The organism is Chryseobacterium paludis (genome assembly GCF_025403485.1).
Lineage (GTDB): Bacteria > Bacteroidota > Bacteroidia > Flavobacteriales > Weeksellaceae > Chryseobacterium > Chryseobacterium paludis.
Genome location: NZ_CP099966.1, coordinates 3555901 through 3571583, shown reverse-complemented (window position 1 = coordinate 3571583; position 15683 = coordinate 3555901). Strand labels below are relative to the sequence as shown.

Genomic DNA, 15683 nt, shown 5'->3' with positions numbered 1-15683 from the left:
TAACATAAATATTTAAATATGAAAAATTTCACAGAACCTACAAGTGCCTATTACAATAATTTCAAGACTCCAGAAACTTTTCGTAAATATAAATCTCCTTCAGCTTTAAAAACAAAGATCATGACTAACAGAAACAGTAGCCGTAGAAATTTTGCCAACGATTTATACGATGTTTATTCAGTTCCGCAAGACCTACATGATTACAAAGATGGATATAAATTTACAGAAGGAATTTATGATTTAACAAATTATGAAGATTGTTTGTGGTTATTGGATCTGATATTGGATCAGCAATTAGATTTAAATCCCGAGTTTCAAATATGGTATTTTACAAGAACTCATCAGAATTCTTTTACCCTAGTATGTAAAAACAAAGAAGGCAATAAAATAGCTGAAACAGAAAATGTACAGGCAAATTTTTATTTTGATGATGTTACAATTATAAAAAAGGATCAATTATTCTGTTTACCTATTGAAGAAAAAAACTATTAAAAATATGAATAAACTCTTCCCTTAAGCTCTTCTTGTAGTTTCAATCTTGGGTTTTATTTCTTTTAGGTTTTAAGATTTTTTCGTCAATCTATATCAGGCATTCCAAAATTCTCTGTCCAGGCTTCTATATTGTATCGCTTCGGAGATATGCTGTGACAAAATATTTTCAGATTCCTCAAGATCTGCAATTGTTCTGGCTACTTTTAAAATTCTGTCATAGGCTCTTGCAGAAAGATTTAATTTATCCATTGCTAATTTTATTAAGGAAAATGAAACCCCATCTAATGCACAAAATTGTTCGATTTGCCGAGGACCAATCTGGGCATTACAACTGATTTCTAAACCCTCATATCTTTCTTGCTGTATTTCACGGGCTTTTAAAACCCTTTTTCTGATATCTTCACTTCTTTCACCACTCCTTTTTTTTGTTAGCTGGTCGAATTCAACCTTTTGAATTTCAATGTGGATATCAATACGATCTAAAAGAGGGCCTGATAATTTGTTCATGTATCGTTGCATCTCCATAATGCTCGAGGTATTATTGGGATCATCTGGAAAATATCCGCTAGGACTTGGATTCATTGAAGCAATCAGCATAAAACTTGCTGGATAATTGACGGTAAATCTAGCCCTTGAAATCGTTACTTCCCTATCTTCCAGGGGCTGTCGCATGACCTCGAGAACTGTCCGTTTGAACTCAGGCATTTCATCAAGAAATAGAACACCATTGTGAGCCAGAGAAATTTCGCCAGGCTGAGGATAACTTCCACCACCCACTAAAGCAACATCTGATATGGTATGATGGGGTGATCTGAAGGGGCGAATGGTCATTAGAGAAGTCTCTGTTCCAATTTTCCCAGCAACAGAATGAATCTTTGTTGTTTCTAAAGCCTCCTTTAAAGTTAGTGGTGGTAAAATACTTGGAACTCTTTTTGCTAACATTGTTTTTCCACTTCCTGGCGGACCAATTAAAATAATATTATGTCCTCCTGCTGCTGCAACTTCCATAGCTCTTTTTGCAGTCTCCTGCCCCTTTACTTCTGAAAAATCAAATGGAAATTGATTAACCTTTTCCTGGAATTCTTTTTTTACATCTAAAACAACCTTTTCAATAGGTATTCCTTCGTTAAAGAAATCAATTACTTCTTTAATATTATCAGCTCCGTACACATCGAGACCTTCTACTACTGCTGCTTCCCGGGTATTTTGTTTGGGTAGAATAATTCCTTTAAAGCCTTCCTCACGAGCCTGAATAGCAATGGGTAAAACCCCTTTTATAGGATGTAAACTTCCATCCAATGAAAGCTCTCCCATGATAATGTAATCTTGAATATTTTCAGCAAGAATTTGATCTGAAGCAACTAAAATCCCTATAGCTATACTTAAATCATAGGCAGAACCTTCCTTTCGAAGATCTGCAGGAGCCATATTAATTGTGATTTTCTTTCCCGGAATTTTTAATCCTACATTTTTTAAGGCTGCCGAGATTCTGTAACTGCTTTCTTTAATAGCATTATCGGGAAGCCCCACCAAATGATAGCCAACGCCTCCTGTATCGACATTTACCTCAATAGTAATAGTCTGAGCTGCAACTCCATGAATTGCGCTTCCATAAATTTTGATCAACATTTGTGTGTGTTTTAAAGTAAATATAATTTAATTTTTCCTGAATAAATAACTATCAGTCAATATTGTAATAATATTGATCTCAAATACACTGATCATGTCAGCCGTATTCTTTAAAAAAAATGTCGGTGCAGAAAAAATTCTACACCGACTCCACAATTACTGAAAAAACTAACTGAGTTATAAGGGGGCACCCAGTTTTACTTTTTAATGAATTTATTTTTATACGTTTGATCTTTTGAATCCTTAGAAACAATAATATACGTTCCAACAGCCAATCCGCTTACATCAATAGGTTGATTATAGGTATGATTCTTTTTTTGTAGAACAAGCCTTCCTGAAGCATCAATAATGGAAACCTCCTTATATACTTTATCGGAATCTTTTCCAATAAATACAAACTGTGCCGCTGGATTAGGATATATTGTTAAATCATTCGTTTTCTTTGGTCCTGTTTCATCAGTTCCCAGATTACAAAAACTCCAGTTTCCAAAATTCAATTTCACAAAAGAACCTAAACCCAGGAATTCACATTGATCCGGACAGTACGCCGTACATGCATAATAACCATATTCACCTGATCCCGTTGCAATATAAGTATCTCCTGTTACTCCTGTTATGATACAAGGGTCTCCCGGAACCGGTGGTATATTACTTGGCGCACATTTGTACCAGGTATGGGCTCCGTATAGTACTGGGAATGCATCGTCAAATTGTACTGATGCACCATTACAAACATTGTATTCTCCACCTCCTAAATCTTCATAAGTTCCCGGAGTCAGAGTGGTCATCATAGCTGGAAGAGCATATGCATATCCATCTGCCATAACTTCCGCACTTTGTGCTGTACAATCATTAAGGGTAACTTCCACCTTAAAATTATAAAGCATATCATTAGCTCCATTGATTGTCAGGTTTTGGGAATTAGCCCCAGAAATAGGAACCCAAGGATTTGTATTTGGGGACTGCCATGTCCACATCTGTTTGTACCATTGGTAACTACCATAATTTTGTGTTGAAAGTATTTCAGACTCTGTGTTACAAAACACAATTTTATTTGGGAATTGAGCTCCTAATCTAGGACTGGTAATGGTAGGTGTAAATGAACACTGTGCATTTATTCTTAAAATACTTAAAAATAAGAACAGTGATAAAAAAATTAGTTTTGTTTTCATATATAAATTTTTATGGTTGGTTAGTATTTTTAATAACAGTATTAAGAAATTAATCCAGTAATATCCTGATCCCAAATTTGATATTTAAGTTTAAAGGTTTCTCCTTATAAATGGTGTTCAGGGAACTATTATCTTTGAAATGATAGCCAACACCAGGCTCTGCATAGACTCCAATTTTATCGACAAGTTTCAATTGTACCCCCAAAGCAGTATTTAATGAAACCTGTACTGGCTGGCTGGGTAAATCTTCTTTTGTCTCTTCATTGACAACATTATCTACCACATATTTCGTTGTAAAGTTTCCAGCAACAGATTTTTCAACAAGAGCACCACCGGTAATGTATCCTGTAAATCTTCCTTTCTGTATTACATTATAATTTACCTGTACCGGAATCCCAATATAATGAACCGTCTGTTCACTTTTCACGAAATTAGACTGACTGCCGGAGTGAAGCTCAGATGATAATTTGGTATAATTTAGTCCTGTCCCTATACCCCATCTTTTTCCTAAGTTATAATATAAAGAAATTCCTAAATTCAATGGTACCTTATGTCTCAATGTTGCCTCTACATTTTTGTTTTGGTTAGCTAATAAAACACCAACAAATGGATCATTATCATATGCTGAGGCACTCCACATCTCACTGATGCTCAAAGGCTGACCACTCATTGTTGCATATCCGGGGAACTGCTGAGATTCAGAAGAAGCTTTTCCCGTTAACATACTTAGCATCCATGATCTATTCGCCCTTTGCTTTTTCAGTTTTGCTGTGCTCGCCATGGATTGGTTTTGCATTTCCAGATCTGTTTCAGAAATAAGTTCGTTGATCTCATCTCTGCGATTAATGGAGCCATTATCTTCAATATGAGGAATTTGTTTCTGTATTATAGTGCCTGATTGTCCTAACAAATAAGGTAACAGACTTGTATCTGTTGTTTCCTTATTATAACCCATATCCGGATTTCTTCCCAAATTCTGATATAGACTGTTTTGAAAAATATTTCCTGTTAAAGAGGCCAATTCATGTGATCCAATTTTATTTGAAACATCATGATCAATATTGACATTTCCATTTCTATTCACAGGAATCGTTCCATTATTGGATAAATGATCCTGCTTTATTTTATTTCTCTGTTCAGGAGAATAGGTCATTTTTGGTGCTACTTCTTTTTCATTATCTACCTTAAGCAGCTGTTTTCCTATGATAAAAAATAATGCAATTGCAGCTGCAATTCCGGCAACTCTGTATACCAAAGGTTTAATCTTTTTGGCTGGAACTTGATTTTCCTCTTCATCTGAACGACTTCCCTCAGTAGGAAAGCCTACAACAGTATTTTTCTCCTCTTCAAAGGATAATTCATCCTTTATATCATTCCATAATTCATCCGGAACATCACTTGTATGATCTTCCATCTTCCTGCGCAGCTCGTTTAACCATTGATTATTCATATTGCGCCTTTGTTAACATTTTATACTCCTTAATTTTCTGAACAAGCATGCCTTTAGCTCTATGAAATTGCGAAGCCGAAGAATTTTCTGCTATTCCCAGTAATTCCGCAATTTGTTTATGACTTTTATTTTCAAACACATACAGATTAAAAACAGTTCTGTAACCATCCGGAAGAGAGCGAATCATTTCCATAATAACTTCTTGCGGTACTTCCTCCAGATTAGGTTCCGCTTCTTCGGTTATATCAGGAATTTCAAAATCATCCGTTACTATTTTAAAGTCAGAATATTGTCTGATATGCTTTAATGATTCATTAACAACAATCCTGGTTATCCATGCTTTTAGAGAACCATTTCCACGGTACTCGAATGAATTTATCGAGCGAAACATTTTAATAAAACTATTTTGTAATACATCATGGACATCATCTTTACTGATGATATAGCGGGAGCACACATACGAGAGGTTTCCGGAATAAGCTCCGAAAAGCTCCTTCCATGCAGCTTCTTCCTTTAACAGAAGACGGTCTACTAAAATCTGCTCCTTATTTGCCTCCATTGATTATGTTACACTGACACCCTGGTTTAATGATCAATTTAATCTTAATACAAAAATAGGTTGCATCATTGCAAAGCGCAACCTATTTTTAACTAACTCTACTATTATCTAATATTTTAAGCAATATGGAAAATCATACTTAATAACCTCATACGGTGTTAATACAACTCCATCTACTGTTATCTTTTCTGCTACCAAACCAAACTTCATCCCATCATCCTGTCTTACATAGAAGCCTTTTTCTTTGGCTGTAAATGTCACTACTGTATTTTTAATGGTTCCATCCACAGGAATCTGAATAGTCAGTACTTTGGGAGTAAAAGCCAATTCCAACACATTATAATTGGTATTTATGGTTGCAGTATAATTAAGGTTATATTTAACTTTCCCTATTGCAGTTAATGCCGCTTCAGCTTTTACAGGATCCTTAACTACCGATTTCACGATTTCTTTTATAGGAAGATCAGTGAACTTAATAGTATCTTTTTTTGCAGTGAAATTAACTGCTGCCTCTGCCTTTATATTTCCCTGACTTGTTATCAGTTTAGCTCTATAGTTTCCTATAACATCCTGTAGTTTCACGGGCGGAATATCTGGTCCATTATCATTATTACACGAAACTAAACTAAGACTTACAAAACCAATCAACAAAGCCATAAAAGCTTTAAGTACTATGAATTTTTTCATTTTTTAAATTTGTTGTATTAAACACTTATTTTTACTTTGAGTACTCATTTATATAAACCCGCCTTTTAGAAAATCTTGCATGAATTTTTCAAAAAGAATTAAAAAAACATACAAACACTTGATATTCAGAATAAAAAAAAACATAAAAATAGTTTCTTCATTAAATAATTAATACAGAAACAGAATCGTGTTTATTGAATCCAACATGACTTACACAGATAAGATCAATAAAATCCTTATATTAGATCATCATTAAGCATCATAAAAAAAATTATGAAAGCAATCATTATAAAAGAATTTGGAGGAGCTGACAAACTTGAAATAGTAGATACAGAAAAACCTCAAATAAAAGATGATCAGGTTTTAGTAAAGGTAAAAGCGTTTGGAATAAATCCTGTGGACACCAAAATAAGATCTGGAAGTCATATTACCTCTAAAACATTGCAATTACCCGTAATTCTGGGAAAAGATATAAGTGGGGTTATTGAAAAAGTTGGCAAAAATGTTCTGGAGTTTCAAGTGGGAGATGCCGTTTTTGGACTTGCCAGTCAAACCTATGCTGAATATGTAGCCTTAAGCCCTGACGTTATTGTCAAAAAACCAGAAAGAATCAGTTTTGAAGAAGCTGCAGCAGTATCATTAGCTGGTCTTACTGCTTATCAGGCAATTCATGATCATTTAAAAGTTTCCTCTGGAGACCAAATTTTAATTCAATCCGCCGCAGGAGGCGTTGGACATCTGGCAGTACAGTTTGCTAAAATAGGGGGTGCATTTGTAAGCGGAACTTCTTCAGGTAAAAATATTGACTTCATTAAAGCCCTTGGTGTTGATCTTCCAATTGATTATAAAAATGAGAGGTTTGAAGAAAAAGTATCTGACCTGGATGAAGCATTGGATACAATGGGTGGGGACGTTTTATATAGATCGATCAATTGTGTGAAGCCTGGTGGAAGACTTGTGTGTCTTCCTTCCTATACCAAAGATGATCCGAAAGCTATAGAGCTTGCCCAAAAACGAAATGTTGATCTAATGTGGACCATGCTTAATTTTAAAAAAGAGCAGTTGCAGATTATTGCAAACCTATTAGATGAAAATAAACTTAAAGTGCATGTAGATAAAATTTTTCCAATTGAAAAAATAGCAGAAGCACATCAGGCGATCGAAACCCATGGTACCAAGGGAAAGATTGTAATTCAAATGTAATTTCTATTATTTTAATACATTTGTTAAAAACATATTTTGAATGAACTTTGAACAAATCAATCTACATCTTGATGCCTACAAAGAACACAATCAGATTATAGATGCAGCTAACTATCTGATTCATTCTTTTAATTTGGAACATGAAAACTTTGCAGGATTTGATTTCCGGGAAGAGTTATCTCCCAACTCAATGCTTTTGACCGCTGAGGGACAACTCGGACAACCGCAAAAAGTAATGATTCCCAGAAATTTATTTGATTTTGATTTGAATCTTGTTCTTAATATGGTCGCCCATGAAATGCTTCATGTGAGACAAAAAGCCCCCGGTAATTTTATTGAAGATAAAAACGAAAGAGAGTTTCAGGCCTATTCTGAAATGCTTTTTCACAAAGTTTTCCCACAAATCCCTGAGGTTTCAGATTTTCATAAAAAATTTTTCGCCAATAAAGCTTTAGAGTATTATAAAAGAATGGGTGAAGGTTCAGAGCTTCAGAAAAAATATGCAGAACAGAAAATAGAAGTAGAACAGTTAATTAACCAATTATCATGATTATAAAGCCAGAAATATCCTGGGGAGATTTCGAAAAAATAGATATAAGATGCGGAACCATTATTTCCGTTAATGATTTTGAAAAAGCCAGAAACCCCTCTTACCAGTTAGATATTGATTTTGGAGATCTTGGCATTAAAAAATCCTCTGCTCAGATTACAACGCTATACAAAAAAGAAGAGCTAATAGGAAAACAGATTTTAGCGGTTGTAAACTTTCCAAAAAAGCAGATTGCTAATTTTTTCAGTGAATGTTTGGTATTGGGTGTATATGGAGAAGATAAAAGTGACGTCACTCTCCTGGCTCCATCATTGCCCGTAAAAAACGGCATGCAGGTTGGCTAAAAACACAAAATACTTATGATACAACACATTCAATTAGAAAAGATCTTATTCCTTGATATTGAAACCGTTCCGAATGCAGGATCATGGGATGACCTATCAGAAACAGATCAAAAGCTTTGGGACAAAAAAACAAGATTTCAACGGAAAGATGAAACTTCAGCGGAAGAATTCTATCCTGAAAGAGCAGGTATTATGGCTGAATTTGGTAAGATCATTTGTATTACAATTGGAATGGTCGAAAAGAATAATACCCTGAAAATTAAAAGTTTTGCCGATCACGACGAAAAAAAGCTTCTTGTGGAATTCGGAGAAATATTTAATAGTCCAAGACTTCGGGATGTAATTCTTTGTGCCCATAATGGGAAGGAGTTTGATTTTCCATGGATCGCGAGGCGCTTTTTAATTAATGGAATTCAACCTCCAGTTCCGTTTCAGATGTTTGGAAAAAAACCGTGGGAAATCCCTCATATTGACACAATGGAACTCTGGAAATTCGGAGATTATAAAAGCTTTATTTCCTTAGAGTTATTAGCTCATGTTTTTGGAATTCCCACTCCAAAAGATGACATCGATGGTTCAATGGTTTCATCAATCTACTACATAGAAAAAGACTTGCAAAGAATAGTCGACTATTGTGAAAAAGATGTCTTAACTTTGGCAAATATTTTCCGGCGTATGCGTCAGGAAGATTTATTGAAAAGAAATATCAATCTAGATTAAAAAATGAAATTTACAGACGATCAAATTGCTGATATAGGAGAAGAAATTATAAGAGTACTAAAATCCGTATATGACCCTGAAATCCCTGTGGATATTTACGAGTTAGGACTTGTTTACGATGTACAGATTTCTGAGGATGGTGATGTGAAAATCATTATGACCCTTACTACACCAAACTGTCCTGTTGCAGAATCCCTTCCACAAGAAGTAAAGGATAAAGTTCAGGCGGTAGAAGAAGTAAAAAGCGTTGATTTAGAACTTACTTTTGAACCTAGCTGGAATAAGGATATGATGAGTGAAGAAGCCAAATTCGAATTAGGAATGCTTTAATCATTAAAATACAATATAAAAAACCGCAGAAATTCTGCGGTTTTTTTTGTTTTAAATATCTTTCGCTATTTCTTTCCCTTCTCTTCTGCTCCACTCGCTCCACGATCCTACATATAAGTTAGGAATCTGTAAACCAGCATATTCCAAGGCTAAAATCGTATGACAGGCTGTAACTCCAGAACCACAATGAATGATTAAATTCTCAGGCTTGTCTTTCAGCAATTTTAAATATTTCTCCTTTAAAATTTCAGGATTTAAGAATTTCCCGTTTTCATCAAGATTTTCAGAAAAAGGAATATTAATTGCTCCCGGAATATGTCCGGCTACCAGATCTATAGGTTCAGATTCTCCTTTATACCGGTAAGCATCCCTAACATCAATCACCGTTGAAGAATTGTTTACTAGTTCATTTTCAACATTTTCCAAACTTGAAGTAGGAAGAAGCCATCTTTCTTTTTTAATAATAGAAGCTTTCTCAAAAACTTCTTCACCTGAAGTAAATTCCAGTCCTTCTTTTTCAGCGGCTTGAAAACCTCCATCTAGTACCTGAACATGATCTAATCCAAAAGACCGCAACATCCACCAGGCTCTCGCTGCAGCGTTGGATCCGTTTTTATCATCATACACAACAATATGGGCATTTTCTGAAATTCCTAAGTCAGATAAGGTTTGGCTAAACTTTTCAACACCTGGAAGCGGATGTCTTCCACCAAATGCAGCATCATCTCCAATTTCAGCAAGGTCTTTATCTAAATTAATAAATCTTGCTCCTTTAATATGCTTCTCAAGGTAGTTTTGGTAAACGTCCTTTCCTACCCTTGCATCAAGGATAATGAGGTTTTTGTTTTGGAAATTTTCTTTTAGTTCTGAAGTTGAAATTATAGGAGACATCTGATTTAAATTTAATTATTAAAAGCGGGCTTAAACCCACTCTTATTGATTTTTATATTTTTAAAAATGAAAAATATCTTTCGCTATATTATATGAGCTCTCAAAGTTTAAAAGATTCAGATTGTGATCTACTTTTTCAACGCTCATAAAATTAATGACTTGCTCTGTTGGCATATTTCCAACCAGATCATCTTCCGCCATAGGACATCCTCCAATTCCTTTTATCGCGCTATCAAACCTTCTACAACCTTTATCATATGCTGCTTTCAGTTTTGAATAAGAATCTTCGTAACGATTATGAAAATGCCCTCCGAAATGAATTTCCGGATGTTTTACCGGTATCCTTTCGAATAAAAGAGCGATTGTTTCGGGTGTTGCAACACCTGTCGTATCAGATAATAAGATATTTTTAATTCCAATGTCAGAAAATCTTTGTGCCCAGAATTCCACATCTTCGACCTTCCACATTTCTCCATACGGATTACCAAAAGCCATTGAAAAATAAATATTTAATTCCTTATTTTCGGTTTTTACCAATTCCAGCATTTTAACAACATCATTAAAAGCCTCTTCCTGGTTTTTGTTTGTATTTCTATGTTGGAATGTTTCAGAAATAGAAAAGGGAAATCCAAGAATATCTACAGACTGGTGTTTCAAAGCTTTTTCAGCTCCTCTATAATTTCCGATAATTGCAGAAATTTTTGTATTCGATAAGGATTTGTCAATGTTTTCAGCAACCTCATCAGAATCGGCCATCTGTGGAATTGCTTTAGGAGAGACAAAACTCAGACTATCCAGCACATCAAAACCCACTTCCATTAGCGAATTGATGTAATCTATTTTTTTATTTGTGGGAATAAATTCTCCCCAACCTTGCATGGCATCTCTAGGACATTCAGTAAGAAACATTTTCACTTTAGATTTTCTCAAATATAATAAAACTAAACAAGTTTATCTACGATAGATACAAAGCTAACATAATTTTGATTTTCAATTATTTATATCTGATTCATAATTTCAATAATTGATATTCAATTGCAAATAAGGTGTTGTGAGCATCAAATTTGCTAACTTTGTTAAAATTTATATTATCTAATGAGTACTATAGAATTCAGCCAATTATGGAGAGAGAAGTTATTGAATCGTTTTCTTAACTATGTAAAAATATATTCAACCAGCGATGCAGAAAGTGAAGCTACACCTTCAACTCCTCAGCAGTGGGACATTGCAAAATATATCGTTGAAGAATTAAAAACAATAGGTTTGGAGAATGTTTCTATTGATGATAATGGATACATTATGGGTTATGTTCCTTCCAATCTTGAAAATGATAATACTCCTACTATTGGATTTATCTCGCATTATGATACTTCACCGGACTTTAATGGAGAAAATGTAAAGCCTCAGGTCTGGGAAAATTATGATGGTGGAGATCTGCTTCTTAATCAGACAACAGGATTTACTTTATCCTCTTCAAAATTTGAAAGTTTAAAAAAATATATTGGTCAGACTTTGATCACTACAGATGGGAATACCCTTCTTGGAGCTGATGATAAAGCTGGCTGTGCAGAAATTGTAACTGCTGCGGAATATCTGATTGCTCATCCGGAAATCAAACACGGAAGAATTGCTATTGGCTTCACTCCTGATGAAGAAATCGGAAGAGGAGCTCATAAATTTGATGTTACAAAGTTCGGTGCTGAGTGGGCTTACACGATGGATGGTGGAGAAGTTGGAGAATTGGAATATGAAAACTTTAACGCTGCCGGAGCTGTGGTAAAAATACACGGATTAAGTGTTCACCCTGGTTATGCATATGGAAAAATGGTGAACGCAAGTCTTCTGGCTGCTGAGTTTGCACAATCTCTTCCAGCAAATGAAACACCTTCTACAACAAAAGGATTTGATGGGTTTTATCATTTAATGGATATTACTGCAGATATCTCTGAGGCAAAACTTCAGTATATCATTCGGGATCATAATGAAGAAAAATTTGAAGCCAGAAAGAAATTCATGGAACAGAAAGTGGCTGAATTTAATCAGAAACATGGTGAGGGAACTGCTGAAGTAGAAATTAAAGAACAGTACCGTAACATGAAGCAGCAGTTCGATGGTAAAATGCATATTATTGACCAGGCTGCTGAAGCAATGAAAGAAGCGAATATCGAACCTAAGATTAAAGCGATCAGAGGAGGAACAGATGGTGCGCAATTGTCTTATATGGGTCTTCCATGTCCTAATATTTTTGCTGGAGGTATCAATTTCCACGGACCTTACGAATACGTTGCATTAGAAAGTATGGAAAAAGCTACTGAAGTGATTATTAATATTGTTAAAAAATAATCAGTAATATACTATAGATACAAAAGCCTCTGTTTATACAGGGGTTTTTGTATTGGTGGAACATTACCAATACCTCCTACAACTATAACAATCTAACAGATAACCTATTACAAGTATAATACTTCTGAGTTTTTACTTCTCTACAATGTGAGTAATAAAAAATAAACTGTAACTTAGTTGGAGCTAAACCTTCAACTATGAAAAACAATTTTAACTATTACATAAAAAACGAGAAACCATAGCAATTGCTGTGGCTTTTTTCTTTAGGTTTATTAAAGGCATTTGTATTCTACTAAGTAATCTAGTATCAGATCAATTACAAGTTAAAATCGATTCTCATAAAGCACAACCCATTCTAATTCAATCGTTTTCTTTATATTTATTAAACAAAACCATTAAAAATCAAATTATCATGAAAAAACTTTTAAGAAAAGATCTGTCAACAATTCTGGGAAGTGGAATCAATGGCTGTCATAGTAATGGAGACTCTGCTTATTGCTGGACCGACTGTGAGTGTACTTACGGAAAAGCATGTGAAATGCCTGATGACGGAAACCCAGGAAGTTGTGTAAGTGTTGGAAGTCCAGGAGGAGGAGGTAACCCTGGTGGCGGATGCCCTCCAGGAATGATTTGTGAAGAAGAACCTTTTTAATGATAACCAATCGGAAATATTTTTCCGATTTTTTATTTTCCTTATACCGACTGTGTTAAGTGCACTTTCTTTAGTGTTGGTTTCACTCTTTAAATATAAATTCCTTTTTATCCTAACATCTCCACCGTTCATCAAATAAAATTTCATCTCATCTCTGACATCCGTTGTTTTGCATCAGATTTAATAACATTTATTTTTATGAAACAACGTTTTTTAGCAGTAAGCTCATTATTACTTTGCATTACTTGCTCCGTGGAAACCAACGCACAGCAAACTCCAGCTATACACATCGGAGTCAAAGCGGGAACCAACTTTACAAAAACATCCACAGAATCTTCGGACCTTACGGGAAAATATGGATTAGGATATCAGGCTGGGATTATGACAAGAGTAGATTTCAACCGTTTATATTTACAGGGGGAAGCAGTATTCAATAAGAGAAAAACATCCTATGACCTGAAAGAAGGAAGCTCACCTAAATTGAAATGGAATTCAATTGATGTTCCTATCGTAGTTGGTTATAAAATTGTAAATTCTAAAGATTTTAATGTTAGAGCATTTGCCGGTGGGGTCTACAGTTATGCATTTAATGAGAATATCTCTACATCAAAAGCTCTGCATGAAGGATTAAAAAAATTCGATAAATTCAATGTTGGAATTACAGGAGGAATTGGTGTCGATTATAAAAACTTTACAGTGGATCTGAGATATGAAACAGGGCTGACAAGCATCAGTAAGGAGTTCAAATCAAAGCCACATAGTTTCTCTCTGGGCATTGGATATTTCCTGTTCTAAAAACTTAAATTACCTTTACACATTAGAAACTGCAGTCTTGCGGTTTCTAATTTTTTATAAATCCACCTTTTTAACTATGACAACTCCCCTAGTTTTAAAAAAACATGTATTAATAACTATTTTTTGGATGGTTTTCGGCATAGCTATCTGGATACAGATCCAAGCTGATGTCGGCATGTATAATGCTTTTCTTCAGACTTCTATCATTCTGATAAGCTCTTATATTTTTGCTCATTTTTTAACGAACAAACGTCTTCCCAAAGCATTAATATCTAAGAATATGAATCAGTTTTTAATAGAGGCGCTCATTGTCATTCTATTATTGAGCTTTATATTTTCACTTGTCTTTACCTACATTAATATTAATGCCATTACTCCTATTCCACCAGGGGTTTTATCACATCTTTCCGTATTATGGAAGGGTTTTTATCTGTCGATTCCGGCATCGCTTTTAATTAATGGGACTGCTTGTGGTATCAGATTTTATCTGGAACATGGGAAAATAGAACGTGACCACATTCTGTTGCAACAGGCACATTTAGAAAACCAGCTTAAACTGTTGCAGGATCAGATTAACCCACATTTGGTATTTAATATCCTTAATCACATTCATATTTTAATGAAAACAAATACAGAGCTGGCTTCTTTTCTTCTGTTTAAGTTTTCTGATATTCTGCGTTATCAATTATATCATTGTAACAAAAATCAAGTCATACTCAATCAGGAGATTCAATACCTTCAGGATTTAGTTGAAGTAGAAAAACTACGCTGGGGAAATGAGCTGGATGTAAAAGCTACTTGGCAACTCAACAATCAGAAAGCCTTTATTGCTCCCCTTCTACTCGTTACTTTTATAGAAAATGCTTTTAAATATGTATGCCGCCTACCAGGACATAAAGGATACATTATTATTTCATGTAAAGAAGAAAATAATACCCTGTTTTTTTATGTTGAAAATTCTTATTCCAATCTCAGTACCTACAAAAAGAAAGATGGTGCACATGGAATAGGTCTTCAGAATGTACAAAAAAGATTGGGTCTTCAGTATCCGGATTCTCATATCCTAAAGATTGAATCTGATGATAATGTGTACAAAGTTTCTCTAACCTTAAAATTATCTATAGATAATGATGAACAATAACCTTCCTAAAATGAAATGTTTAATAATCGATGATGAACCTTTAGCAAGGTTTTACCTTAAGGATATGGCAGATCAGATTGACTTTTTAGAAGCTGCAGACACCTGTGCCACAGCATTAGAAGCAAATTATAAAGTACAGGATAATCAAATTGATCTGATCTTTCTGGATATTAATATGCCTTATTTAACCGGACTTGAGTTTTTGGAACAATTGGAAAATCCTCCCTTATGTATTCTTACAACGGCTTATTCTGAATATGCTCTAGAAGGTTACAGACTTCAGGTGGTAGATTATCTTTTGAAACCCATTGCTTTCAATCGCTTTTATCAGGCGGTAAATAAAGCCCATCAACAATTTATTCTATCTGAAAAATCAAAAAAGAACCTCCAATTGGATGATCCTTTTTTATATGTCCGTCAATCTGATACCTTCATTAAGGTCTCCTGGGTAGATATCTTATACATAGAGAGCATGCAGAACTATACTAAGCTTCATTTTAAAGATAAATCTCTTGTTATTCATCAAACAATGAAAGCCATTGAAGAATCTCTTTCTCCAGAGCATTTTTTTAGAATTCATAAATCTTTTCTGATTAATATCACCCATATTGAAATGATCTCGGGAGGCAGATTGTACATTAATAAAATTGAGCTCCCTATTTCCAGAACCCGAAAAGAAGAATTACTAAATCAGGTTGTTTATAAGAAGCTCATCAGCAAATAAA

General features: G+C 34.6%; 18 protein-coding genes. 11 read left to right on the top strand and 7 right to left on the bottom strand.

Features of this window, described 5'->3' with window-relative positions:
- Positions 1-18 precede the first annotated feature (18 nt).
- Positions 19-492, top strand: a complete 474-nt coding sequence (locus tag NG806_RS16225; protein ID WP_261510637.1) for a DUF6876 family protein — start codon at positions 19-21, stop codon at positions 490-492.
- A 93-nt stretch (positions 493-585) separates the two neighbouring features.
- Here the strand turns inward: NG806_RS16225 and NG806_RS16220 are convergent, their stop codons facing one another.
- The 5 genes from NG806_RS16220 to NG806_RS16200 all read right to left on the bottom strand — a co-directional run bounded on the left by NG806_RS16220 (position 586) and on the right by NG806_RS16200 (position 5989).
- Positions 586-2121 (bottom strand): YifB family Mg chelatase-like AAA ATPase, encoded by a 1536-nt coding sequence (locus NG806_RS16220; RefSeq protein ID WP_261510636.1) that lies wholly within the window; start codon positions 2119-2121, stop codon positions 586-588.
- 197 nt (positions 2122-2318) lie between these two features.
- On the bottom strand, positions 2319-3293 hold the full coding sequence (locus NG806_RS16215) for a T9SS type A sorting domain-containing protein (protein ID WP_261510634.1): 975 nt from the start codon (positions 3291-3293) through the stop codon (positions 2319-2321).
- Between the two features lie 49 nt (positions 3294-3342).
- Positions 3343-4743, bottom strand: a complete 1401-nt coding sequence (locus NG806_RS16210) for a PorT family protein (RefSeq protein WP_261510632.1) — start codon at positions 4741-4743, stop codon at positions 3343-3345.
- The gene (locus NG806_RS16205; protein ID WP_214830204.1) at positions 4736-5302 is read right to left on the bottom strand and encodes an RNA polymerase sigma factor; all 567 of its coding nucleotides are present in this window, start codon (positions 5300-5302) and stop codon (positions 4736-4738) included. The genes NG806_RS16210 and NG806_RS16205 overlap by 8 nt, the downstream gene beginning before the upstream one ends.
- Positions 5303-5410: 108 nt before the next feature.
- Positions 5411-5989, bottom strand: coding sequence for a DUF4840 domain-containing protein (locus tag NG806_RS16200; RefSeq protein ID WP_214830202.1), 579 nt, complete (start codon positions 5987-5989; stop codon positions 5411-5413).
- Between the two features lie 273 nt (positions 5990-6262).
- On the opposite strand from NG806_RS16200, the gene NG806_RS16195 reads away from it, so the two are divergent.
- Genes NG806_RS16195 through NG806_RS16175 form a run of 5 tightly spaced genes read left to right on the top strand, consistent with a single transcriptional unit; the run spans position 6263 to position 9136 of the window.
- Positions 6263-7192, top strand: coding sequence for an NADP-dependent oxidoreductase (locus tag NG806_RS16195; RefSeq protein WP_261510631.1), 930 nt, complete (start codon positions 6263-6265; stop codon positions 7190-7192).
- Between the two features lie 40 nt (positions 7193-7232).
- Positions 7233-7742, top strand: coding sequence for a hypothetical protein (locus NG806_RS16190; RefSeq protein ID WP_214830197.1), 510 nt, complete (start codon positions 7233-7235; stop codon positions 7740-7742).
- Complete coding sequence (locus NG806_RS16185) at positions 7739-8086, top strand: tRNA-binding protein (protein WP_214830196.1); 348 nt, start codon at positions 7739-7741, stop codon at positions 8084-8086. Before NG806_RS16190 ends, NG806_RS16185 begins: the two co-directional genes overlap by 4 nt.
- 15 nt (positions 8087-8101) lie before the next feature.
- On the top strand, positions 8102-8806 hold the full coding sequence (locus tag NG806_RS16180; protein ID WP_214830194.1) for a 3'-5' exonuclease: 705 nt from the start codon (positions 8102-8104) through the stop codon (positions 8804-8806).
- Between the two features lie 3 nt (positions 8807-8809).
- Positions 8810-9136: an SUF system Fe-S cluster assembly protein gene (locus NG806_RS16175; RefSeq protein WP_214830192.1), complete on the top strand. Its 327-nt coding sequence runs from the start codon at positions 8810-8812 to the stop codon at positions 9134-9136.
- A gap of 51 nt (positions 9137-9187) precedes the next feature.
- On the opposite strand, the gene NG806_RS16170 is transcribed toward NG806_RS16175, so the two are convergent.
- Together NG806_RS16170 and NG806_RS16165 are read right to left on the bottom strand one after the other, a co-directional pair.
- Positions 9188-10027: a sulfurtransferase gene (locus NG806_RS16170; protein ID WP_261510628.1), complete on the bottom strand. Its 840-nt coding sequence runs from the start codon at positions 10025-10027 to the stop codon at positions 9188-9190.
- A gap of 60 nt (positions 10028-10087) precedes the next feature.
- Positions 10088-10936 (bottom strand): hydroxymethylglutaryl-CoA lyase, encoded by an 849-nt coding sequence (locus tag NG806_RS16165; protein WP_214830188.1) that lies wholly within the window; start codon positions 10934-10936, stop codon positions 10088-10090.
- Between the two features lie 186 nt (positions 10937-11122).
- On the opposite strand from NG806_RS16165, the gene pepT reads away from it, so the two are divergent.
- The 5 genes from pepT to NG806_RS16140 all read left to right on the top strand — a co-directional run bounded on the left by pepT (position 11123) and on the right by NG806_RS16140 (position 15682).
- A complete protein-coding gene (gene pepT / locus NG806_RS16160) occupies positions 11123-12370 on the top strand; it encodes a peptidase T (RefSeq protein ID WP_214830186.1) in 1248 nt (415 codons plus the stop codon).
- Between the two features lie 412 nt (positions 12371-12782).
- Positions 12783-13022: a hypothetical protein gene (locus NG806_RS16155; RefSeq protein ID WP_214830184.1), complete on the top strand. Its 240-nt coding sequence runs from the start codon at positions 12783-12785 to the stop codon at positions 13020-13022.
- A gap of 198 nt (positions 13023-13220) precedes the next feature.
- Complete coding sequence (locus NG806_RS16150; protein ID WP_214830182.1) at positions 13221-13817, top strand: porin family protein; 597 nt, start codon at positions 13221-13223, stop codon at positions 13815-13817.
- 127 nt (positions 13818-13944) lie between these two features.
- The gene (locus tag NG806_RS16145) at positions 13945-14958 is read left to right on the top strand and encodes a sensor histidine kinase (protein ID WP_261510626.1); all 1014 of its coding nucleotides are present in this window, start codon (positions 13945-13947) and stop codon (positions 14956-14958) included.
- Positions 14948-15682 carry a LytR/AlgR family response regulator transcription factor gene (locus NG806_RS16140; RefSeq protein WP_390882592.1) on the top strand — a complete coding sequence of 245 codons (735 nt, stop codon included), beginning with the start codon at positions 14948-14950 and terminating at the stop codon, positions 15680-15682. Before NG806_RS16145 ends, NG806_RS16140 begins: the two co-directional genes overlap by 11 nt.
- Position 15683: the final 1 nt, after the last annotated feature.